Source organism: Ralstonia flaminis (genome assembly GCF_958415495.1).
Lineage (GTDB): Bacteria > Pseudomonadota > Gammaproteobacteria > Burkholderiales > Burkholderiaceae > Ralstonia > Ralstonia flaminis.
This window is the reverse complement of the sequence record NZ_CATZLL010000009.1, coordinates 134228-154744: the sequence shown is the minus strand read 5'-3', so window position 1 is coordinate 154744 and position 20517 is coordinate 134228. Positions and strand designations below refer to the sequence as shown.

The window sequence follows — 20517 nt, the reverse complement described above, 5'->3', positions numbered from 1 at the left end:
GCCGGCCGCCTCTCTGCTGATCCATGTCCAAAGTCGCCATCGTTCGCGAACCCATTCTCGTCGTTGATGACGAAGCCGACCTGCGCGAGCTGTTGGAGATTTCCTTGCGCCGCATGGGGCACGACGTGGTGCTCGCCAGCGGTCTGGCCGAAGCGCGCGAGGCCTTGTCCCGCCAGCGCTTTGCGCTGGTGCTGACCGATATGCGCCTGGGTGACGGCCTGGGCATCGAACTCGTGCGCCAGCTGTCTGCCACGGCGGATCGCACACCGGTGGCCGTGATTACCGCGTATGGCAGCGCCGAGAACGCCGTAGAAGCGCTCAAGGCCGGCGCGTTTGATTACATCGCCAAGCCGCTCTCGCTCGATCAGTTGCGCAGCCTCGTGCTCAACGCGCTGGGCCGCCAGCAGCGTGATCCGGACCCTGGCAGTTCCGACCTGGCCGAGCGCACCAATGACCTGTTGCCTGGGCACTCCGCTGCCATGCAGGAGGTGCGCCGCTCGCTGATGCGGCTGGCGCGCAGCATGGCGCCCGTGGTCATCAGCGGGGAATCGGGCAGCGGCAAGGAGCGTGCTGCGCGCGCCATCCATGCACTCTCGGCACGTGCATCGCGGCCGTTCGTGGCGGTCAACTGCGGGGCGATTCCCGAGAACCTGATGGAGGCCGAGTTTTTCGGCTACGTGAAGGGCGCATTCACCGGGGCCGACAGCGACCGCCAGGGCTTCTTCCAGGCAGCCAACGGCGGCACGCTCATGTTGGATGAAGTGGCCGACCTGCCGCTGACCATGCAGGTGAAATTGCTGCGCGCGCTGCAGGAGCGCCGCGTGCGCAAGATCGGCGAGAGCCGCGAAGACCCCGTCGATGTGCGTGTGGTGTGTGCGAGCCACCAGAACCTGGCGCGGCTCGTTGCCGCCGGCCGCTTCCGCGAAGACTTGTTCTATCGCCTGAACGTGCTGGAACTGCGTATGCCCACGCTGCGCGAGCGCGCGGAAGACGTGCCCGTGCTGGCTGGCGTACTGCTCGAGCAGCTCGCCAATCGCTATGGTGATCCGCGCCCCAAGCGCCTGACGCGTCCGGCGCTGCAGCAGTTGTGCGCGTACCCGTTCCCGGGCAACGTGCGCGAGCTGGAGAACCTGCTCGAGCGCGCATACGCGTTTTCCGAGGGCGAGTCGATCGATGTCGATGACTTGGGTGCACTCGGTGCCGAGATCGAGCGCTCGCCGCTGTTCCACCGTACGCGCGAGGCGCAGGCCGCGGCGCAAGGTCTGCAGGGTGGTGGTCACACGATGACGCCGCCGCCCGTGACGGGCTGGCCTGATGCGGTCTATATGCCCGCGCCGGCGTCGAGCCCAATCGCAAGCCCGATGGGCATACCGCAGCCGATGGCGCGACCCGCCGAATCGGTACCGGCCGCCGCACCCGCTGAGCCTGCGCTGCCGAATGTGGCACTGCCGATCGACTTGCCGGCGTATCTGGAATCTGTCGAGCGCAGCGTGATCCTGGCTGCGCTGGACCAGACCGGCTTCAACCGCACGGCGGCGGCCAAGCTGCTCGGCCTGTCGTTCCGTCAATTGCGCTATCGCATGCAGCAGCTCGGCATTCGTGACCCGCGCGACATCGAAACGGCAGGCGGTCTGGGTGAAGCCGGGGGCAACGGCCTGAACGGCGATGCTTGAGCAGAACGCCCTGCACGTCGATGCCGCTGGCTGGGTGGAAGGCATCCGCCGCCATCCGTCACCCAACATCGACGAGCGGCCCGAAGGCATGCCGATCGACCTGATCGTGCTGCACAACATCAGCCTGCCGCCTGCGCAGTCCAGTACCGATTTCGGCACGGACGATGTGCTCGACTTCTTTACCAACACGCTCGACTGCGACGCGCACCCGTACTTCGATCAGTTGCGCGGTGTACGCGTGTCGGCGCATTTCTTTGTCCGTCGCACGGGCGAGTGTGTGCAGTTCGCACCGTGTGGCGCGCGTGCGTGGCATGCCGGCGCGTCGGACTTTTTCGGTCGTACGCGCTGCAACGATTTCTCGATCGGCATCGAGATCGAGGGTACGGACGATCTGCCCTTCACGCCCGAGCAGTACGCCAACACGGCGTCACTCGTGCGGGCAATCTGCGCGGCGTATCCGATTGCGGCGATCGCCGGGCATTCGGACATCGCGCCCGGCCGCAAGACCGATCCGGGGCCTTGCTTCGACTGGGCGCATCTGCGTGTGCTTGGCGGCTTCAACGTAGCGCTGTTTCCGTATCAACACGCGCTCTGAAATAGAAACGGGCGGCCCCCTTGCGAAGGCCGCCCGCGTTCTCCTCCCTGCAGATCTTTCTAGTTCTTAGTTCACCGCCTTAGGTGCCCATGGCCGGGTCGGACACGCTGTCCTTGCCGGTTTCCATACGGCCGGCAAAGCGCCGCGTGAAGCCGCCCTGCGGCACCGTCACCGTGAAGTCGTACCAGTTGCCCTGGCGCGCGATCGGCCAGTGCTGGTCGAGTTGCTTGCCCGCGGGAATGTCGAACGTCCACGGGCCATCGGTGCGATACGCGTTGGGCTTGACGGTGAAGGTGCAGCCGGTGGTGCCGGTGTTCATCATCGTCACGTAGACCTCGGCGTTGGCCAGGTCGTAGCACACGCGGATCTCCGGCGCGCTCGAACCCGCGGCCGACACAGCGCTCACATCGCCTGAGAACGCACGGTGGAAGCCGTTGGGGCCGAGCACCCACAGGTCGTACTTGCCTTTGTCGGCGGTGTAGACGTCCCAGGCATCGTCGAGCATCTTGCCGGCCTCAACCGCGTAGCGGCGCGGCACGCGGTCCAGGTGCAGGCGGTCGTATACGTGGAACACCGCGGCGGCCGTGCCGGTATTGCTGAAGATCAGGCGCAGGGCACGGTTGGTGGCGTCTTCACGGGCGCTGACGTGCAGCTCGTACGGCAGGGCGCGCGAGGGGCGCGTGCCCGTTGCCTGCACCGGCAGTTGCTGTGCGGCCACGGAGGGCACCGGCACCTGCGGCTTCAACCCTTGCGCGGTGCGGATCGAGTCGGCGGTGGCCTTGTCGCGGCTGGGCAGCGTGGGCAGCGTCTCGTTGTTCGGGTTGACGAAGTTGAAGGCGCTGGTCAGGTCGCCCAGCACGGCGCGGCGGTACGCGCTGATGTTCGGCTCCTTGACGTTGAAGCGCAGCTCCAGGAAGCGCAGCACCGAGGTGTGGTCGAACGCCTGCGAGTTGACCCAACCGCCGCGGCTCCATGGCGAGACGATGTACATCGGCACGCGCGGGCCGGGGCCGTACGGGTTCTTGTCGGTGTGGTATTCGCCGGCGGTGCTCACTGTCGATTTGCCGGCCAGCACGCCGTTGTCATAAGCCGGGGCAGCGGGCGGCGGCACGTGGTCGAAGAAGCCGTCGTTCTCATCAAAGTTAATGAAGAGCACGGTCTTGCTCCACACCGCCGGGTTGGCGGTGAGCGCATTGAGCACTTCCTGCGTGTACCACGCGCCCTGCACGGGGCTCGACGGTCCGGGGTGCTCGGAGTACGTGGCCGGGGCGACGATCCATGACACTTGCGGCAACTGGCCGGCGGCAATGTCGTCCTTGAGCGCTTGCAGGAAACCGCCGTCGGGCATGGTGTTGCCCACACCCTTGATCAGCGGGCTGATCGTCTCGTCAGCCGGCGTGTATGCCGGGAACGGGCTGCCGTCCTTGGCGTTGCCGCGTGCGGCGTTGGCGTCGCGATACGTCTTGAAGCCGGCGAGCGGATTGTCGGTGAAGTTGTCCGGCATGTTCTGGTAGACCTTCCACGACACGCCGGCCGTTTGCAGGCGCTCGGGGTAGGTCGTCCAGTTGTAGGTGACACCGGCATCCAGGTGATCGCCGCTGTTGTCGATGACGGGGCCGCCTGCCGCGCCCGTCGGGTCGTTCGTGCCCGTCCAGTGGAACAGGCGGTTGGTGTTGGTGCCGCCGTGGAAGCCGCAGTGGTACGCATCACACAGCGTGAAGGCGTTGGCCAGCGCGAACTGGAAATCCAGCTCGGCCTGCTTGTAGTAGCCCATCGACTGCGTCTGCTTGTAGGTCGGCCACTTGCTCATGCGGCCGAGGTCCCACGCCTGTTGCGCATCGGGATAGCTGTGCGGCGTGCCCGAGACGCGCTGCGCGTTGCCGGCGCTGCTGTCGAGGTAGTACGGCAGCACCGTGCGCGATGTGCCGCCGCTCGTGTAGGTCTGCTGCCAGACGTTCAGGCCACCCGCCAGCGGGATCGGGAAGCGATCACCAAAGCCGCGCACACCCTGCAGCGTGCCGAAGTAGTTGTCGAACGAGCGGTTCTCCTGCATCAGGATCACCACGTGCTCGATGTCGCGCATCGTGCCGGTGGCGTTGTTGGCCGGAATCGCCAGCGCGCGGCGGATCGACGGCGGGAAGGCGGCCAACGCGGCGGCGGAAATCGCGCCCGTGCTGGCCATCTTGAGGAAGTTGCGGCGGCTGCCGTTGTTTGTGTTGGAAGTCATGTCGGTCTCAAACGCAAGTCGATGAGGAGGCAGCGCGGCTTACGGAGCGCAGTGCAGGTTCGGCTTGTTGGCCGGCGGTTGGCCGGGCTGATCCGGCTGGGCCGTGCCGGGGTTACCGGTGCCAGGCGTGCCGTCGTTCGAATCACCGCCGCAGGCCGACAGCGACAAGGTGGCGGCGCACAGCAGCGCGGCGGCCAGCCAGTGCGGCCGCGCGAGAGGGTTGATGAAGGGCTTCATGAGCGGTCTCGTTCGGGTTGGGGGGTCAGGGGTTCAGTGACGACAGCGGCTGGTGCGAGCCGTTGATCGACTTCAGTTCGTCCAGCGTCAGGCGGCGCGTCCACATGGCCAGGTCGTCGTAGGCCATCACACCCTTGAGCGAGCCTGAGTTGTTGGGCACGTAGTTATGCGTGGCGTCGTCGTTCAGGCCCCAAACCTTGGTGGCCAGGCCATTGAGCTTGGTGACGTCGGTGTTGGCGATGGCGCGGTCCTCGGTCTTCTGCACACCCAGTACCGGGTCGAGGATGTAGGCGCTGAACAGCTTGGTCTGCGTGTCGACCGACAGGGCCAGGTACGCCCACTGGTTGGCGCTGAACTTCATGCCCTGGATGTCGTCGCGCTTGCCGCCGCTGCCCAGGTTGAAGCGCACTTCGCAGCCGCCGAACAGGCCGAAGGCGATGCCCGCGTTGGCGCCCGAGGTGTAGTTCTTGTTGGACAGGATCGGCTCACCTGTGCCGTTGCCCTGCGTGCAGTCCGACTTGAACCAGAAGCCAATGGTGAATTGCGGGCTCTGGGCGATATCGGCGCCGTTCTGCGTGAGCTTGTAGGCGTCGATGCGGGAATCGACCGACAGTGCCTTGCCGCCAAACGGATCGGTCACGGCCGAGCCGCCGTCGGTGCCGGCCACCCACGGGCCCAGCGTCGAGCCGGCCTTGCGGTCGGTCGGTGGCAGCGGGTCGAAGCTGTAGTACATCGCCAGACCGTTGGTCAGCGTCGTGGCCAGCGGTGTCGGCGCCACGTAGTTGATCTGCGCCAGCATCGACACCGGCACGTTATTGCGCACCAGCGTGTAGTTGATGCGATAGAGGCCGCTTGCGGTGGCGATGCTGCTGTCGGTGTACTGCGTGGCCGTAGCGGGTAGCGTGGCGACCTGCTTACCATCGCGCAGCACGGTGATCGAGTCGCTGGCGGTGGTCGGGTTTTGCCAGTTCAGCACCAGCGAGGCGCTGTAGGCACCCACCATGCTCTGGAGGTTGCGCACGCCCACCGTGTTGCCTGTGAGCGCAGCGCCGTCGAGCTTGTGCGCCATCGCTGGCACGGCGGCGTTCAGCTGTGCGAGCACGGTCGGCACGATGTCGGCTTCGCTCGGCAGGGCGGCCAGCGCGGCTTCGGTCGTGGGCGCAGCCGTACCGTTCTTGCCCAGGGCCGGATTGACGGTCTTGTTCAGCGCGATGAAGGCGGTGCGGTTTTCCAGCGTGGGCGCCGAGGTGGTGGCGCCGGTGGCATCCAGCCCGTGGCTGGTCGTGACGACCACGAGCCAGTCTTCGTTCGGGTTGGCAGCGCGGCGCTGGGCGATGGCGGCCTGCAGCGTGCCGATGGCCTGGTCGACGCTGCCAAGAGCGGCGGCATACGCATCGCTTTGCAGGCCCGAGGCGAGAGCGGCGGCCGCGGGCGCGGTGTACTGCGCAAAGACGACGTCATAGCCGGACTGCACGAGCTTCACGCTGTTCTGTGTGACGCATGTGTCCACCTGGGCGCAGTCGACCAGCGTGTCGAGGTTGCCGGCCTGTTGGTCGGCCTTGAGCAGCGCGGGCAGCACGGCCGAGCTGACGGCTGCGCCCAGGCGCTGCGTGGTGCCGGCGGCCTTGGCGGCGCTGCGCGCGTAGCTGAAGACGGTCGGGGCGGCCAGCGTGACGACGGTGTCGTCGGTTACGCCGTGTCGGTTCTGCCAGGCGCCCGACAGCACGGTGGCCCAGCTCGGCGTATCCAACGGCGGTTGCGCGGTGGTTGTGCCCAGCGTGCCGCCGGTCGAGGCGGGCATCACGGACAGCGTGCCCAGGTTCGGCAGGCTGCGCTGCAGCAGCGCGCTCTGCACCTGCGCATAGGTCGCGCCATCCACGCCCACCACCAGCACTTTCTTGCTGGCGCTGGTGGACGGCACATTCGTGCCGCCAGGGTTGGCGACGGGCGCGCTGTCGCTGCCCCCGCCACAGGCCGCCAGCGTGGCGGCCACGGTTGCGCCCAGCGCGGCCGTGAGCAGGCGGCGGGCAGGTTGGTTCGAAGCCATGTCGGTTTTCCTCGGTCTGTGTGCGCGGCGCGCGGGCGCGGGCCGCTCTGATTGCGCTCCCCCGCAATGCGACCGAAGAGTAGGGACGGGGCCTGTCGCTCAGGTGACAGGCGCGGCAAGAATACTGATGCCGCTATTCGGATTTCTTGAGTGCACGAGGAATCATCGGAAGCCGATGCGGTGCATCTGCGCACCAGTGCAGTGCGCGCCACACATACCCCTACCGCAGATGAGGTGAGGTCTATTGATCTTGCGAAGGTGATAGAAAGAATTATTCTGGAAATGTGTCCATTGCGACGCCACACGCGAGTCCCGACGGCCCTTTGTACAGACTGGGATGGCGGGCTTGCGGCGCTGCATTCCGATTGCAAAAAAGCCCCCGAAACCCCATCTGTCAAGACTAGGCAAATTCGATTGGCCCACTATACTTAGCGCCAATCCCGGGGTGACACACTAGATGTAGTGGTGAATTTCCGGGATTCTCATTTCGGCGCCCGCGCGGGGGCGAGCGTACGGCGGGTCAAGCCGGCGCTTGGGGGCCGAGGAAAGGCAAGGGCCTTTTCCGTCTCTTTTTCTCTGCGCGGCGCAAGGGTTTGCCAAGGGTTCATCACCCCAGGCGAGCCGCCAATCGAACGGTTCAACAGGAGTCCTTATGCAAACGGCCCAATCCGAAATTCACTCCGGCACCGCCAATCCTTCCCAATTTGCGCAAAGTGCTGGCGGCACGGCCGTGGCCCCCGGCACCGGCTACGCTGACTACAAGATCATCCGCCGTAACGGTGCGGTGGTTGGTTTCGAGCCCTCCAAGATTGCTGTGGCGATGACCAAGGCCTTCCTCGCCGTGAATGGCGGGCAGGGCGCTGCTTCCGCGCGTGTGCGCGAGCTGGTCGACCAACAGACGCAGAACGTGGTGCGCGCCCTGCTGCGCAGCCGCCCGAACGGTGGCACGTTCCACATCGAAGACGTGCAGGACCAGGTGGAACTGGCCCTGATGCGCTCGGGCGAACACGACGTGGCCCGCGCCTACGTGCTGTACCGCGAGCGCCGCGCCCAGGAGCGCGCACAGGCCGGCGAAACGCAGCAGCAACCGGCCTTCATCGGCCTGAACGTGACCGACGGCGGCATCACCCGCCCGCTGGACATGGTGGCGCTGCGCAACGTGATCGTCTCGGCCTGCGAAGGTCTGGGCGACGCAGTGGACCCGGAGCCGATCCTCAAGGAAACGGTCAAGAACCTGTATGAAGGCGTGCCGATGAGCCAGGTGTACGACTCGGCCATCCTGGCCTCGCGTACCCTGATCGAAAAGGACCCGGCGTACAGCCAGGTCACCGCGCGCATCCTGATGCATACGATCCGCCGCGAGATCCTCGGCGAAGAAGTCACGCAAGCGGAAATGAGCGCGCGTTATGTCGACTACTTCCCGCAGTTCATCAAGCGCGGCATCAACGCCGAGCTGCTCGACGACAAGCTGGCCCAGTTCGACCTGGTGAGGCTGGGCGCGGCGCTGGACGCCTCGCGCGACTTCCAGTTCAACTACCTCGGCCTGCAGACGCTGTACGACCGCTACTTCCTGCACATCAACGAAACCCGCATCGAGATGCCGCAGGCATTCTTCATGCGCGTGGCGATGGGCCTGGCCCTGAACGAAATCGACCGCGAAGCCCGCGCCATCGAGTTCTATCAACTGCTGTCGTCGTTCGACTTCATGTCGTCGACGCCGACGCTGTTCAACTCGGGCACGCGCCGTTCGCAGTTGTCGTCGTGCTACCTGACCACCGTGTCGGATGATCTGGACGGCATTTACGAAGCGCTGAAGGAAAACGCGCTGCTCTCCAAGTTCGCCGGCGGCCTGGGCAACGACTGGACCAACGTGCGCGCACTCGGCTCGCACATCAAGGGTACGAACGGTAAGAGCCAAGGCGTGGTGCCGTTCCTGAAGGTGGTCAACGACACGGCTGTCGCAGTCAACCAAGGCGGCAAGCGCAAGGGCGCCGTCTGCGCGTACCTGGAAACGTGGCACCTGGATATCGAAGAATTCCTGGAGCTGCGCAAGAACACCGGCGACGACCGCCGCCGCACGCACGACATGAACACGGCCAACTGGATTCCGGACCTGTTCATGAAGCGTGTGATGGAAGGCGGCGAGTGGACGCTGTTCTCGCCGTCCACCTGCCCGGACCTGCATGACAAGGTCGGCAAGGCATTCGAGCAGGCCTATCTGGGCTACGAAGACAAGGTCGCGCGCGGCGAGATCAAGCTCTTCAAGAAGATGCCGGCGCTGCAACTGTGGCGCAAGATGCTGGGCATGCTGTTCGAAACCGGTCACCCGTGGATCACGTTCAAGGATCCGTGCAACATCCGCAGCCCGCAGCAGCACGTGGGCGTGGTGCACAGCTCCAACCTGTGCACGGAAATCACGCTGAACACCAACGACAGCGAAATCGCCGTCTGCAACCTGGGTTCGGTGAACCTGGTGGCGCACCTGGTCAAGCAGGCCGACGGTAGCGTGGTGCTGGATCACGAGAAGCTGAAGAAGACCGTGCGCACCGCCATGCGCATGCTCGACAACGTGATCGACATCAACTACTACGCGGTCAAGAAGGCACGTGACTCCAACCTGCGCCACCGTCCGGTTGGCATGGGCATCATGGGCTTCCAGGACGCGCTGCATGTGCTGCGCATTCCGTACGCCAGCGAAGGTGCCGTGCAGTTTGCCGACACCTCGATGGAAGCGGTCTGCTACTACGCCTACTGGGCATCGACCGAACTGGCCGAAGAGCGTGGCCGCTACAGCAGCTACAAGGGCTCGCTGTGGGATCGTGGCATCCTGCCGCAAGACTCGCTCAAGCTGCTGGCCGAAGAGCGCGGTGGCTATCTGGAAACGGATATGTCGTCGACGATGGACTGGGACAGCCTGCGCGGCCGCATCAAGCAATACGGTATGCGCAACTCGAACTGCGTGGCGATCGCCCCGACGGCCACCATCTCGAACATCATCGGCGTGTCGGCCTGTATCGAGCCGACGTACCAGAACCTGTACGTCAAGTCGAACCTGTCGGGCGAGTTCACGGTGGTCAACGACTACCTGGTGCGCGACCTGAAGGCACGCGGCCTGTGGGACGAAGTGATGGTCGCCGACCTGAAGTATTTCGACGGCTCGCTGGCCCGCATCGACCGCATCCCGCAAGACCTGCGCGACCTGTACGCAACGGCCTTCGAGGTGGAGCCGACGTGGCTGGTGGAAGCGGCCTCGCGTCGCCAGAAGTGGATCGACCAGGCGCAGTCGCTGAACATCTACATGGCCGGTGCGTCGGGCAAGAAGCTGGACGATACCTACAAGCTGGCATGGCTGCGTGGCCTGAAGACCACGTACTACCTGCGCACGATCGGCGCCACGCACGTCGAGAAGTCGACCGTGTCGCGCGGCACGCTGAACGCCGTGTCGTCGGGTAGCGATGTGGGTGGCGTGTCGGCGGCGGGTGCATCGCAGGCTGCGCCGACCAGCGCGCTGGATGCCGCTGCTGCCACCGCGCAGGCCATGCCGGAAGCCGAAGGCGCCGTGTGCACGATGCGCCCGGGCGACCCCGGTTTCGAAGAGTGCGAAGCCTGCCAATAAAGCACTGAGCGGGCTGTTACCAAAGCGCCCCAGGGGCCGCATGGCATCAATGATGCGGCTCATTCACTGACATCGGCGACCGGGCCGGTGGTGCGCGTGTATCGAAACATGCGCTCCACTGGTCGGTCCAACAGAAATACAACGGAGAAACTCCATGCTGAGCTGGGACGACGACGTCAAACCTGCCGCACAACCGCAAGCTGCACCGCAACCGGTGTATCAACCGCAGCCGCAACTGCAATCCGTGACGCCGGATCAGGGTGGCATGCTGCCCCCGTCGGCCACACAGGCTGTCGGTACCGGCATCCTGGGCAACAACCCGAACGCTGCTGCCGCACAAAGCAACCGCCGCGTGAACGCTGCCGACAAGCGCGTCATCAACGGCGCGACCGACGTCAACCAACTGGTGCCGTTCAAGTACAAGTGGGCCTGGGAAAAGTATCTGGCCGGCTGCGCGAACCACTGGATGCCGCAAGAAATCAACATGTCGCGCGACATCGCCCTGTGGAAAGACCCGAACGGTCTGACCGAAGACGAGCGCCGCATCATCAAGCGCAACCTGGGCTTCTTTGTGACGGCCGACTCGCTGGCCGCCAACAACATCGTGCTGGGCACGTACCGCCAGATCACCGCGCCGGAATGCCGCCAGTACCTGCTGCGTCAGGCGTTTGAAGAGGCGATCCACACGCACGCCTACCAGTACATCGTTGAGTCGCTGGGCCTGAATGAGGCCGAGATCTTCAACGCATACCACGAGGTGCAGTCGATCCGTGACAAGGACGAGTTCCTGATCCCGTTCATCGACACGCTGACCGATCCGTCCTTCAAGACCGGCACGCCGGAGAACGACCAGAAGCTGCTCAAGAGCCTGATCGTGTTCGCCTGCATCATGGAAGGCCTGTTCTTCTACGTGGGCTTTACGCAAATTTTGGCGATGGGCCGTCAGAACAAGATGACCGGCGCTGCCGAGCAGTACCAGTACATCCTGCGCGACGAATCCCTGCACTGCAATTTCGGCATCGACCTGATCAACCAGATCAAGCTGGAGAACCCGCACCTGTGGACGGCCGAGTTCAAGGCCGAGATCACGGAGCTGTTCAAGAAGGCCGTCGACCTGGAATACCGCTACGCGGAAGACACCATGCCGCGCGGCGTGCTGGGCCTGAACGCCCCGATGTTCAAGGGCTACCTGCGCTTCATCTGCAATCGTCGTTGCCAGCAGATCGGCCTCGACGCGCTGTTCCCGAACGAGGAAAACCCGTTCCCGTGGATGAGCGAGATGATCGACTTGAAGAAGGAACGCAACTTCTTCGAGACGCGCGTGATCGAGTACCAGACCGGCGGTGCGCTGTCGTGGGAATAATCGATTCCCGCTCCCAAGTTTGAAGAAAAGGCCCATTCGGGCCTTTTTTATTTGTCACGGCCTGTTGAGAATCTGTTGAACCTGATGGGCTGTGACCAACGATCATCCTATCGTGCTGTATCGATGGACTGAATATAAGGACGCTCCTATGAAGAAGACCCTCCTCGTCGCCCTCATGCCGTTTGCCGTGCTGGGCACGTCTGCGGCGTTTGCCGACACGACGAACTGCGCCACCAAGATCCGCGCGATTGAGACGCAGATTGAGATGGCCAAGCAGTATGGCAATACGTTCCGGATTGCCGGCCTGCAAGACGCACTGGCGAACACCAAAGCCAACTGCACCAATGCAGGTCAGGCCGAGTACGCAGAACGCAAGGTGCGCGAAGCCGAACGGGACGTTCAGAAGGCGCAATTGGAATTGCGCGAAGCCGAAGACAAGCTGCGGGATTCGCGTAGCAAGGGCGAGGTCAAGCGCATCGCCAAGGCGCAGAAACGACTGGCCGAGAAGCAGGACAAACTGCGTGAGAAGCAGGAAGACCTGCGCAGTGCGCAAGCAGATCTGACCGCGCTGAAGGGCTGAGTTTCCCGAAAGGTGTCATGACAGGATGGACAGGGGCTTCGGCCCCTGTTTTTGTTGCAGCACCGGAATTGCCTGCATTCGGCCCGCCCCCGATAATCCAAAGCGTACGACCGTTGTCTTCCCACCATCCTGGGCCCCACATGACCGTCGAATCCTTCTTCTCCCAAACCTACGATGAAGCGCGCGCCAAGTTCCTGGCGGCTGCCCAGGCCCGGGGGATGGGCGTCGCACGGCATCTCCACCCGGATGCGCTCGGGCCGTCCGGGGAGCCGCTTTCGATCGACACGGCGCTGTTCTCGCCGACACAGGCCGATGCGCTGCTGGTCGTCACTTCCGGCGTGCACGGTGTGGAGGGGTTCTGCGGCTCCGGCTGTCAGATCGGTTTGCTGCACGACGATGAACTCTTCGCACGGCTGGCGGCGTCCAGGCTGGCGCTGCTGTTGGTGCACGCAGTCAACCCGTATGGGTTCGCCCATCTGCGCCGTGTGAATGAAGACAACGTCGATCTCAACCGCAACAGCGTCGACTTTGCCGAGGCGGTGTCGGCCAATCCGGCCTATCTCGAGGTCGATCCGCTACTGCTGCCGCCAACGTGGCCGCCCAGCCAGGCGGATCAGGCAGCATTGCAGCACTACATGGTCACGCGCGGCGAGAAAGCCCTGCAGGACGCCGCAACCAGCGGGCAATACCGCGTGCCGGACGGCATGTTCTACGGCGGAACCGCCCCCTGCTGGAGCACTGTGCAGATGCGCGGGCTGGTGTCGCGGCATGTGGCCGCCGCTTCTGGCCACATCGCCCGCTTCATGTGGATCGACCTGCATACCGGGCTCGGCCACTACGGCCACGGCGAGAAGATTTTCAACAGCCCCGACCCGGCTGAGCTTGAGCGCGCCATCCGCACGTGGGGTGCGGATGTCCGGCCGATTGCCGCGCCGGGGTCGGTGTCATCCGTGGTCAAGGGCGATCTGGTGGGCGTGGCGTACGAACTGCCGCCCGGCATCGAGAAAACCTGCGTCACGCTGGAGTTCGGCACACTCGCCCCGCTGGCGGTGCTACAGGCGCTGCGGGCAGACCACTGGCTGCATCGACATCCGGAACGTGGCGCTGCGCAGGCGGCCGGTATCCGCCGCGCGCTGCGCGATGCGTTCTATTGCGATGTGCCTGAGTGGAAGGGCATGGTCTACGCGCAGACGCGCATGGCTGTGCTGCAAGCCGTGGCGCGGGTTTCCGGCTAGAACACTCTCACTTGCTGTGCGCTGGCTTGGGGGCGCGCACCGTCAGTGCGCACCCTGCAGACGCGGCGATGATGGCCAGAATGGCTGTCCACTGCCGTCCGGTCAGTTGCTCGTGCAAAACGATGGCCCCGGCCAGTGCACCGATGGCTGGCTCCAGGCTCAGCAGCACAGAGAACGTCTTGCCCGGCAGGTGCTTGAGTGCCACCATCTCCAGCGAATACGGAATCGCGCTCGACAGCAGCCCGATGCCCAGCCCCGCCAGAATGAGCGACGGTGTCAGCAGTGCGGACCCCGCCTGCGCCACGCCAAACGGAATCGCGAACAACGCCCCCACGGTCATGCCCAGTGACGTGGCCTGGCCCGCGGGCAAGCCACCAAGGTTCTTGCCGGTCAGGATATAGAGCGCCCAGCACACACCGGCTGCCAGCGCGTACGCCGCCCCCAGGTGATCGACCTGGCCGACCGCCTTGTCACCAACCGACAGCATCAGCAGGCCTACCACCGCCAGCCCGATCCATACGAAATCGAGCGCCCGGCGCGACAGCACCACCGCCAGCACCAGCGGCCCGGTGAACTCGATGGCGATCGCAATGCCAATCGGCAGCCGTTGCAGCGACAGATAGAACAGCAGGTTCATGCTCGCCAGCGTGACGCCGTACATGGCGACGCGACCGGCGTCTGCGCGGGTCAGGTGCAGGCGCCACGGCCGCCAGAACGCCAGCAGGATCGCCGCGCCGATGGTGATGCGGTACGTGACGGTGCCGGCCGCCCCCAGCACCGGGAACAGCGTCTTGGCAAACGAGTTGCCCAGGCACACGGAGGCCATCGAACCCATCAGGGCAAGAATGGGCATCCAGGGGGACGATGTGGTGGAAGCGGAAGAGGCGGGGGCAGCGGAAGACATGGGCGGTGCAGCAGACGCAACGCTACAGCATAGCCGCACGCTGTCGAGAAAACATTGCGTTCTCGGCAGCGTGGGTGCGGGTTTTTCTCGAAACGCGGGCGGAGCCCTTACAGGGCTGCTGCGCTGGGGCGGATCACGTCGATCAGCAGCACGCGCTGCCCTTCGCGTTCGCCGTCCGGGCGTGGTGTGACACCGCGCTGCGGGCGCGGGGCGGCCAGTGGCGCCGGGTCTTCGGCACTCATGCCGAACACGGCCAGCTTGGAGGCTGCAATCCGCTGCAGTGTGCTGCGCACGCCGGGCACGTCCAAGTCCTCGGGGTCGAAGCCGGTGGTAGCTGTCCAGTCGTCTCGGACAATATCCTGAAGGCCGTTGGCCATCTCAAACTGCAGCGATGCGCCGAACCCCTTCTGCAGCGAATGCGTGCCGAGCAGGTATTCAGCCGTCAGGAAGCCGCGCAGCCGCGTCCAGAATGCCAGCGCAGAGATATTGCCGCTCTTGAGCGCGTGGCTTGGGGCGACTTCCCAACTATGGTCGAGCAGCCTGTTGATCAGGCGTCCCCAGGTTGGCACTTCGGTGCCGGCGGAGCAGTCCTCGCCCGCACCTTCTGGGCGGGCAAGCTGGCGCAACAGGCCGGTGAACGAGCCCGTCATCGGACGCGTGCCGCCCGCTTGTAGGCCCGAAGGCCAGCGCCATTGCAGCGGTGATAGCGGCCGGGCGCCGGGCCACTGCGAGTGGGCTTGCAGGCCGGTGCATGGTGTCAGGTAGCGCCATTGACGCTGATCGCGGCCGATGCGGCGTAGCGGCTCCAACTCGGACGACAGATCAAATTTGCCGAGAAAGGCGGCATTGCGCGACTTGATCGGCGAGCGGGCGTAGACGTTGAAGTCGGGCCAGCCTTCGTACAGGTTGATCTGCGGCAGCGTGTGGTGCTTGTCCAGCGCATCGTCGGGTTGATCGATGCGGCGAGCAGTGAGGAACAGCGCGCGGCAATCGAGCGTGGGCACGGCACCGCGCAGGCGGAACAGCACCAGCAGGTCGCCAAACTCGGCGGGGCGTGCTTCAGCGCGGGCCGGGTAGGCGTGCGGTTGCTCTTCTGGCCAGAATGTGGTCAGGCGCAGGGCAGCACCCGGAAATGCGCTGCGCAGTCCTTGCCGGAGCAGGCGCAGGCCATCTGCACTACGCAGGATGCGCAGAATGGAAAGATCATCGCGCAGCGCGGCGTCAGGATGCGGGCCGCGGCCGCCGTTTTCCGCCGCCAGGGCAAACCGCCACAAGGCGGTATCGCTAGCCAGATCCTGCGCAGCGATATCGCGCGCGGTGTTGGGGCGGGCGCCAGACATCGGCTCGCGGGCGCCGCCGGGCGTATCTCCAGGGTTGTCTCCTGTTACGGCCTGGGCGCTGGTAGTCGACCCGGCAATCGCGCCAGTAAGGCCCCTGAATGGCGGCCGGTTGCGCTCGGGCATGGCTATTCCAACGTGTTGTTTGTATTGATTCCTCTGCCGCCCAGCATAACACCATGCGGCAACACCGGGCACGAACCGCCGCCCCTCCGCTCGTTGGGGATTTGGGCGGGGTTCGGCTCGCGCTTTCGGCCCCAGTTTCGGGCGCCGGATCAGACCGTGCGGAACGACGCCACGGCGTCGCGCAGCACCTGCGCCTGTTCTTCCAGCGACAATGCTGCCGCCGCTGCCTGTTCGACCAGTGCGGCGTTTTGCTGCGTCACCTCATCCATCTGGTTGACGGCCTGGTTGACCTGCTCGATGCCCGAGCTTTGCTCGTCCGACGCCGAGCTGATTTCGCCCATGATGTCGGTCACGCGCTTGACCGCCACGACCACTTCATCGATCACGCTGCCAGCTTCCGCCACCAGCGTGGTGCCGTTTTCAACGCGGCCCACAGAATCGCTGATCAGCTCCTTGATCTCCTTGGCCGCAGTGGCACTGCGCTGCGCCAGGCTGCGGACCTCACCGGCCACGACTGCAAAGCCGCGTCCTTGCTCGCCGGCGCGTGCCGCTTCCACGGCGGCATTGAGCGCGAGGATGTTGGTCTGGAACGCAATCCCTTCGATCACGCCGATGATGTCGGCAATCTTCTTGCTGCTGTCGTTGATGCCAGCCATGGTGTCCACCACCCGGCCAACCACTTCGCCGCCCTTGATGGCGATGTCCGATGCGTTGCCCGCGAGCTGGCTGGCCTGGCGCGCATTGTCGGCATTTTGCTTCACGATGCTGGTGAGTTCTTCCATGCTGGACGCCGTTTCTTCCAGCGAGCTGGCCTGCTCTTCCGTGCGCTGCGACAGATCCGCATTGCCGGCGGCGATCTGCTTGGTGGCGCTGGCAATCGAATCCGCCGACGTTTTGATATGCCCGATGGTGCCCGTCAGTTGCTGCTGCATCTGCGCCATGGCGACCAGCATGCTGTCGCGGTCGTCCGGGCGGGTTTGCACGCGCACGGCCAGGTCACCGGCAGCAATGCGGCGGGCCACCTCGGCGGCGTAGCTGGGTTCACCGCCCAGCCCACGCTGTACGTTGCGAATGATGAGCGACATGGCCGCCGACACCATGCCACCCACCAGCAGGATGACGATCAGATTGGCGATGAGCGAGTGATGGTAGGCCGCGTCCACCTCCTGCAGGAACACCGCGCTCGACAGGTTCCAGTCCCACGGCGCAAAGCGCTTCACATAGCCGATCTTCGGCAGGGCGGTCTCACTGCCGGGCAGGCGGCCCTGGTATTCGGCAAAGCCAAAGCCCTTGTCTTTGGCCGCGTTGACGATGGTCGGGTAGACGGGTTTGCCGGTCGGGTCCTTGAAGCCGGCGGTGCTTTTGCCGACCATGTCGGCCAGGGTCGGATGCATCAGCAGGATGAACTGCGAATCGACGACGAACAGGTAGCCGGTGGTGCCGTAGCGCATCGAGGCGAGCGTGGCCAGCGCGGTCTTCTTGGCGTCTTCCTCGCTCATGGCACCGGATTGCGCCTTGGCGTGATACAGCTTGGCAACACCCTCGGCCGCATCGACCAGATTCTGCAGCCCGACTTTGCGCTCATCGAGCATCGTCGAGCGGGTTTCCATGGCACTCCATACGCCGACGCCAATCAAGCCCAGCCACATCAGGGCCAGCGCCAGGCGCAGTTTTGCTTTGAGTGTCCACTGTCGCATGTCGCGTTTTCTCCACTTTGTTGTGCCCCTAGCGGGCAGTTCCCTCCGGGTGTAACGGCGGCCTGCGGCTGGTTCTTTAGTGAAGGCTTAATTAAGGCAGGGTGCGGCGCTGTGCATGCGCAAAAAAGAAGGCGCCGGCTAGCACCGGCGCCCGAAGAGACGGCGCCCACAGAGGGCACCGCCGCGCGTTGGGAGGCTTCTTTATTAGCGGGGGTTTACTGCTCGCGAATCCATGTTTGCGAGCGGCCGAGCAGGCTGATACCGATGAAGCCGCGCACAGTGAGCTTCTTGCCCGTCTCATCCAGCGACATCTTGGCGCTGTAGACCTTGCCGTTTTCCGGGTCGAGGATGTTGCCGCCATCCCAGTTGTTGTTTCCGTTCGCCTTCAGATCCTTCAGGATGATCAGACCCTGGATCGGTTGGTCCTTACGGTCGTCCGTGCACTTGGTGCAGGTTTTGCTCTCGTCGCCCGGCACCAGGATCTTGGTGACCTTGCCTGTGAACACGCCACCGTTGTCGACGATGGTCACTTCGCCTTTCTGTTTGCCCGTGTTGTCGTCGATGGTCTTCCAGGTGCCTGCGGGGGTGGCTTGCGCGAAGGCGCCGCCAGCGGCCAGTGTGAGTGCCAGTGCGCCGGCCAGACGTGCAAGAGAGTGAGGGGTGCGTTGCATCGTGGTGTCTCCTTATCAGGGTAAAAAAATCGGTGAGGGTGATCGGTCGCGCAGATCGTCTTGTTCAATGGGCGCTCAGCGCACCGGTCAGGGGGGACAGCGGATTGCTGCCCGAGCCGCCGGCGACGTTCGTGACGCCACCTAGCGCATTTGTGATCGGGGCGAGCGGGTTGGCGCCGCCCGACAGTGCACTGGTGATCGGCGCCAGCGGGTTGCTACCGCCGGCTGTGCCACCGATGCCACCGCCCAGCGCATTCGTGATGGGCGCGAGCGGGTTGGTCGAACCGCTGCCTCCACCGTTGACCAGGCCACCGGCGCTGGCTACCGTGCTGCCCACTGCGCCGACGAGGCCACCCACGTCACGCGTGAGTGCATTGCCGCCTGCTGCGCCGACTTGCGCTCCACCGCTCTGCAGGGCACCGCCCACGGTGTTCAGCGCACCGGCCAGCGGCGCGCCGAGCATGGTCGCCGCACCTACCTGCTGACCGGCCCCCGCAACCTGCGAAGACAGCGGCACGATCGCATTGCTCAACTGCTGCGTGACCTGCTGCACCGGTCCGCTGGACGTGCCAATGGTCACCAGCCCACCGGCGCCTTGTGCCACCTGGCCGAGTGCCGACACGCCGCTGCCCACCGGCGAGGTGATCGGATTCAGCGGCGCCAGCGGGCTGCCCGCGGCACCCAGATCGCTCACGGTTTGCCCCGCATTCACCAGCGTGACGCCTGTCGAGTGCACCACGGCGCCCGAACTCTGCACCGTCGTGCCGACCGGGTCGGGCGTCGAGCCGATCTTGCCCAGCCCGTTGCTGATGCCACCGCCCAGCGTTTGGACTGTGTTGCCGGCGGAGGTGATCGTTGCACCCAGATCCTTCTGCGTAGCCGTGCCGCCCACGATGGGCAACGATGCCGTGCCGATCGTCGTGCCGAGGTCGCTCACCGTCTTGCCGGTCTGCGTAACGACGTTGCCGCCGTTGCTGGCAACGTTGCCGACAGGCACTGCGCCCGGGCTGTTGTTGGCGGTTGACGACGGGGTCGTGTCGCCGTTCGGATTGCCGCCCGAGGCGCAACCGGCCAGCGCAAGCACGGCCAGTGCGGCCGCCGCCAGCAGCGTGCGGGATGACGCAGAAGCCGACGACGAAACGGAAGAAGTTTGGAGCGGGGTTTGAATCTTCATGGTGAGTCTCCTTGTCAGCGCGGCCCGTACCGCGTAATCACCACCGGGTGTCAGAAGAACGCGCATCTGGCGTCCAGTGGGCAGCATCCGCCTGCGTTTGCCGTCGAATGCAAAGAACGTTTTCTCAATCACTGAGGCCATCAGTGATGCGCGCCGGGTGATATGCCCGACAGCAGTCCGCCGACCAGTCCGCCGACCGTCGAGCCGATGCTGCCCAGCCCACCCACCGGCGAACTCGTGGTGGCACCGCCGCCGAGCGTGCCGGCACCTGGAATCGCCATCGTCAACGACCCGACTGCGGTCGTCACCGGTGCCAGCGCGCTGCCGAGCCCGCCAGGCAGCGCACCGACGAGTGCGCCACCCGGTGCAGTCGTACCGCCGCCGGCAGAAGGCGCAATCGGCGTGACCACCGCAGACAGCCCGCCGGTGATCGTGCCGAGCGCACTCATCGTGTTGCCTAGCGTCGACACCAGCGCATCGCCTTTGCCAGCTGTGGTGATCGTCTTGCCCTCGCTGCCGAGTGCGCTGCCCAATGTCGTCAGCACGCCGCCGACCGGTGTACCCAGACCTGTTGCCGCGCCCAGTGTCTGCGTAGCGGAAGTCAGCGTGGTCGTGAGCGGCACGATGGCTGCCACGGTGGTCGTCGTCACTTGCTCGACCGGACCGGTCAGCGTTGCGATCGGCGTGCTGCTGGTGCTGCCCGATGCGGTGCTGCCGTTGCCGTTCGACCACGTTGGCGAACTCGACGCCGTGATCGTCGGCTTCGATTGCGGATCGCTGCCGCCGCCCAGCGACGTTCCCATGTCACCGCTACCCGAATTCGCGCACCCAGCCAGCAACACCAGCGACGCAGCCGCCACTGAGCAAGGCATCCGGCGCAACGTACGACGCTGGGTCTGCGGGAAAACCCCACACTCCGGTGGGTTCGAACTGAACAAGAACGCTGGATCGCGCATCTTGTGCCTCCACTGCTTAGAACGCTTCTGTTGGACCCCTTCTGTCTTGCGCTCTTTCTTCCTCGGGTATGTCACCAAC

At 65.0% G+C, this 20517-nt stretch carries 15 protein-coding genes; 6 read left to right on the top strand and 9 right to left on the bottom strand.

Annotated elements, in window-relative coordinates:
- Positions 1-23 precede the first annotated feature (23 nt).
- Both R2N11_RS15480 and ampD read left to right on the top strand, forming a co-directional pair.
- On the top strand, positions 24-1673 hold the full coding sequence (locus tag R2N11_RS15480; RefSeq protein WP_199031432.1) for a sigma-54-dependent transcriptional regulator: 1650 nt from the start codon (positions 24-26) through the stop codon (positions 1671-1673).
- Positions 1666-2268 carry a 1,6-anhydro-N-acetylmuramyl-L-alanine amidase AmpD gene (gene ampD, locus R2N11_RS15475; protein ID WP_316681634.1) on the top strand — a complete coding sequence of 201 codons (603 nt, stop codon included), beginning with the start codon at positions 1666-1668 and terminating at the stop codon, positions 2266-2268. Before R2N11_RS15480 ends, ampD begins: the two co-directional genes overlap by 8 nt.
- A gap of 79 nt (positions 2269-2347) precedes the next feature.
- On the opposite strand, the gene R2N11_RS15470 is transcribed toward ampD, so the two are convergent.
- The 3 genes from R2N11_RS15470 to R2N11_RS15460 are packed head-to-tail and all read right to left on the bottom strand — an operon-like array spanning position 2348 to position 6779.
- Complete coding sequence (locus R2N11_RS15470) at positions 2348-4495, bottom strand: phosphocholine-specific phospholipase C (protein WP_199031430.1); 2148 nt, start codon at positions 4493-4495, stop codon at positions 2348-2350.
- A gap of 39 nt (positions 4496-4534) precedes the next feature.
- Positions 4535-4732 carry a hypothetical protein gene (locus tag R2N11_RS15465; RefSeq protein WP_199031429.1) on the bottom strand — a complete coding sequence of 66 codons (198 nt, stop codon included), beginning with the start codon at positions 4730-4732 and terminating at the stop codon, positions 4535-4537.
- Between the two features lie 25 nt (positions 4733-4757).
- Positions 4758-6779 (bottom strand): alkaline phosphatase family protein, encoded by a 2022-nt coding sequence (locus R2N11_RS15460; RefSeq protein WP_316681633.1) that lies wholly within the window; start codon positions 6777-6779, stop codon positions 4758-4760.
- Between the two features lie 652 nt (positions 6780-7431).
- Here R2N11_RS15460 and R2N11_RS15455 point away from each other — a divergent pair.
- The 4 genes from R2N11_RS15455 (at position 7432) to R2N11_RS15440 (ending at position 13573) form a co-directional block, all read left to right on the top strand.
- Positions 7432-10395 (top strand): ribonucleoside-diphosphate reductase subunit alpha, encoded by a 2964-nt coding sequence (locus R2N11_RS15455; RefSeq protein WP_199033166.1) that lies wholly within the window; start codon positions 7432-7434, stop codon positions 10393-10395.
- 154 nt (positions 10396-10549) lie between these two features.
- On the top strand, positions 10550-11758 hold the full coding sequence (locus tag R2N11_RS15450) for a ribonucleotide-diphosphate reductase subunit beta (protein ID WP_199033066.1): 1209 nt from the start codon (positions 10550-10552) through the stop codon (positions 11756-11758).
- A 148-nt stretch (positions 11759-11906) separates the two neighbouring features.
- The gene (locus R2N11_RS15445) at positions 11907-12338 is read left to right on the top strand and encodes a DUF1090 domain-containing protein (protein WP_199033065.1); all 432 of its coding nucleotides are present in this window, start codon (positions 11907-11909) and stop codon (positions 12336-12338) included.
- Positions 12339-12478: 140 nt separating this feature from the next.
- Positions 12479-13573, top strand: a complete 1095-nt coding sequence (locus tag R2N11_RS15440) for a M14 family metallopeptidase (protein ID WP_316681631.1) — start codon at positions 12479-12481, stop codon at positions 13571-13573.
- 7 nt (positions 13574-13580) lie between these two features.
- Here the strand turns inward: R2N11_RS15440 and R2N11_RS15435 are convergent, their stop codons facing one another.
- The 6 genes from R2N11_RS15435 to R2N11_RS15410 form a co-directional block, all read right to left on the bottom strand.
- Entirely contained in the window at positions 13581-14477 is an 897-nt protein-coding gene (locus R2N11_RS15435) for an EamA family transporter (RefSeq protein ID WP_199033063.1), read from the bottom strand.
- Positions 14478-14584: 107 nt separating this feature from the next.
- Positions 14585-15940, bottom strand: coding sequence for a peroxidase (locus R2N11_RS15430; protein ID WP_316681630.1), 1356 nt, complete (start codon positions 15938-15940; stop codon positions 14585-14587).
- Between the two features lie 149 nt (positions 15941-16089).
- The gene (locus R2N11_RS15425) at positions 16090-17637 is read right to left on the bottom strand and encodes a methyl-accepting chemotaxis protein (RefSeq protein WP_199032957.1); all 1548 of its coding nucleotides are present in this window, start codon (positions 17635-17637) and stop codon (positions 16090-16092) included.
- Positions 17638-17852: 215 nt separating this feature from the next.
- A complete protein-coding gene (locus R2N11_RS15420; protein ID WP_316681629.1) occupies positions 17853-18308 on the bottom strand; it encodes a DUF2147 domain-containing protein in 456 nt (151 codons plus the stop codon).
- A 64-nt stretch (positions 18309-18372) separates the two neighbouring features.
- Positions 18373-19482 (bottom strand): collagen-like triple helix repeat-containing protein, encoded by a 1110-nt coding sequence (locus tag R2N11_RS15415; protein ID WP_316681628.1) that lies wholly within the window; start codon positions 19480-19482, stop codon positions 18373-18375.
- 140 nt (positions 19483-19622) lie between these two features.
- A complete protein-coding gene (locus tag R2N11_RS15410; protein ID WP_316681627.1) occupies positions 19623-20438 on the bottom strand; it encodes a collagen-like triple helix repeat-containing protein in 816 nt (271 codons plus the stop codon).
- Between the last annotated feature and the right edge of the window lie 79 nt (positions 20439-20517).

Bases quoted from the DNA above. Each gene is read 5' to 3' on its own strand.
- R2N11_RS15480 (WP_199031432.1), top strand. From the start codon at position 24: ATGTCCAAAGTCGCCATCGTTCGCGAACCCATTCTCGTCGTTGATGAC.
- ampD (WP_316681634.1), top strand. From the start codon at position 1,666: ATGCTTGAGCAGAACGCCCTGCACGTCGATGCCGCTGGCTGGGTGGAA.
- R2N11_RS15470 (WP_199031430.1), bottom strand. From the start codon at position 4,495: ATGACTTCCAACACAAACAACGGCAGCCGCCGCAACTTCCTCAAGATG.
- R2N11_RS15465 (WP_199031429.1), bottom strand. From the start codon at position 4,732: ATGAAGCCCTTCATCAACCCTCTCGCGCGGCCGCACTGGCTGGCCGCC.
- R2N11_RS15460 (WP_316681633.1), bottom strand. From the start codon at position 6,779: ATGGCTTCGAACCAACCTGCCCGCCGCCTGCTCACGGCCGCGCTGGGC.
- R2N11_RS15455 (WP_199033166.1), top strand. From the start codon at position 7,432: ATGCAAACGGCCCAATCCGAAATTCACTCCGGCACCGCCAATCCTTCC.
- R2N11_RS15450 (WP_199033066.1), top strand. From the start codon at position 10,550: ATGCTGAGCTGGGACGACGACGTCAAACCTGCCGCACAACCGCAAGCT.
- R2N11_RS15445 (WP_199033065.1), top strand. From the start codon at position 11,907: ATGAAGAAGACCCTCCTCGTCGCCCTCATGCCGTTTGCCGTGCTGGGC.
- R2N11_RS15440 (WP_316681631.1), top strand. From the start codon at position 12,479: ATGACCGTCGAATCCTTCTTCTCCCAAACCTACGATGAAGCGCGCGCC.
- R2N11_RS15435 (WP_199033063.1), bottom strand. From the start codon at position 14,477: ATGTCTTCCGCTGCCCCCGCCTCTTCCGCTTCCACCACATCGTCCCCC.
- R2N11_RS15430 (WP_316681630.1), bottom strand. From the start codon at position 15,940: ATGCCCGAGCGCAACCGGCCGCCATTCAGGGGCCTTACTGGCGCGATT.
- R2N11_RS15425 (WP_199032957.1), bottom strand. From the start codon at position 17,637: ATGCGACAGTGGACACTCAAAGCAAAACTGCGCCTGGCGCTGGCCCTG.
- R2N11_RS15420 (WP_316681629.1), bottom strand. From the start codon at position 18,308: ATGCAACGCACCCCTCACTCTCTTGCACGTCTGGCCGGCGCACTGGCA.
- R2N11_RS15415 (WP_316681628.1), bottom strand. From the start codon at position 19,482: ATGAAGATTCAAACCCCGCTCCAAACTTCTTCCGTTTCGTCGTCGGCT.
- R2N11_RS15410 (WP_316681627.1), bottom strand. From the start codon at position 20,438: ATGCGCGATCCAGCGTTCTTGTTCAGTTCGAACCCACCGGAGTGTGGG.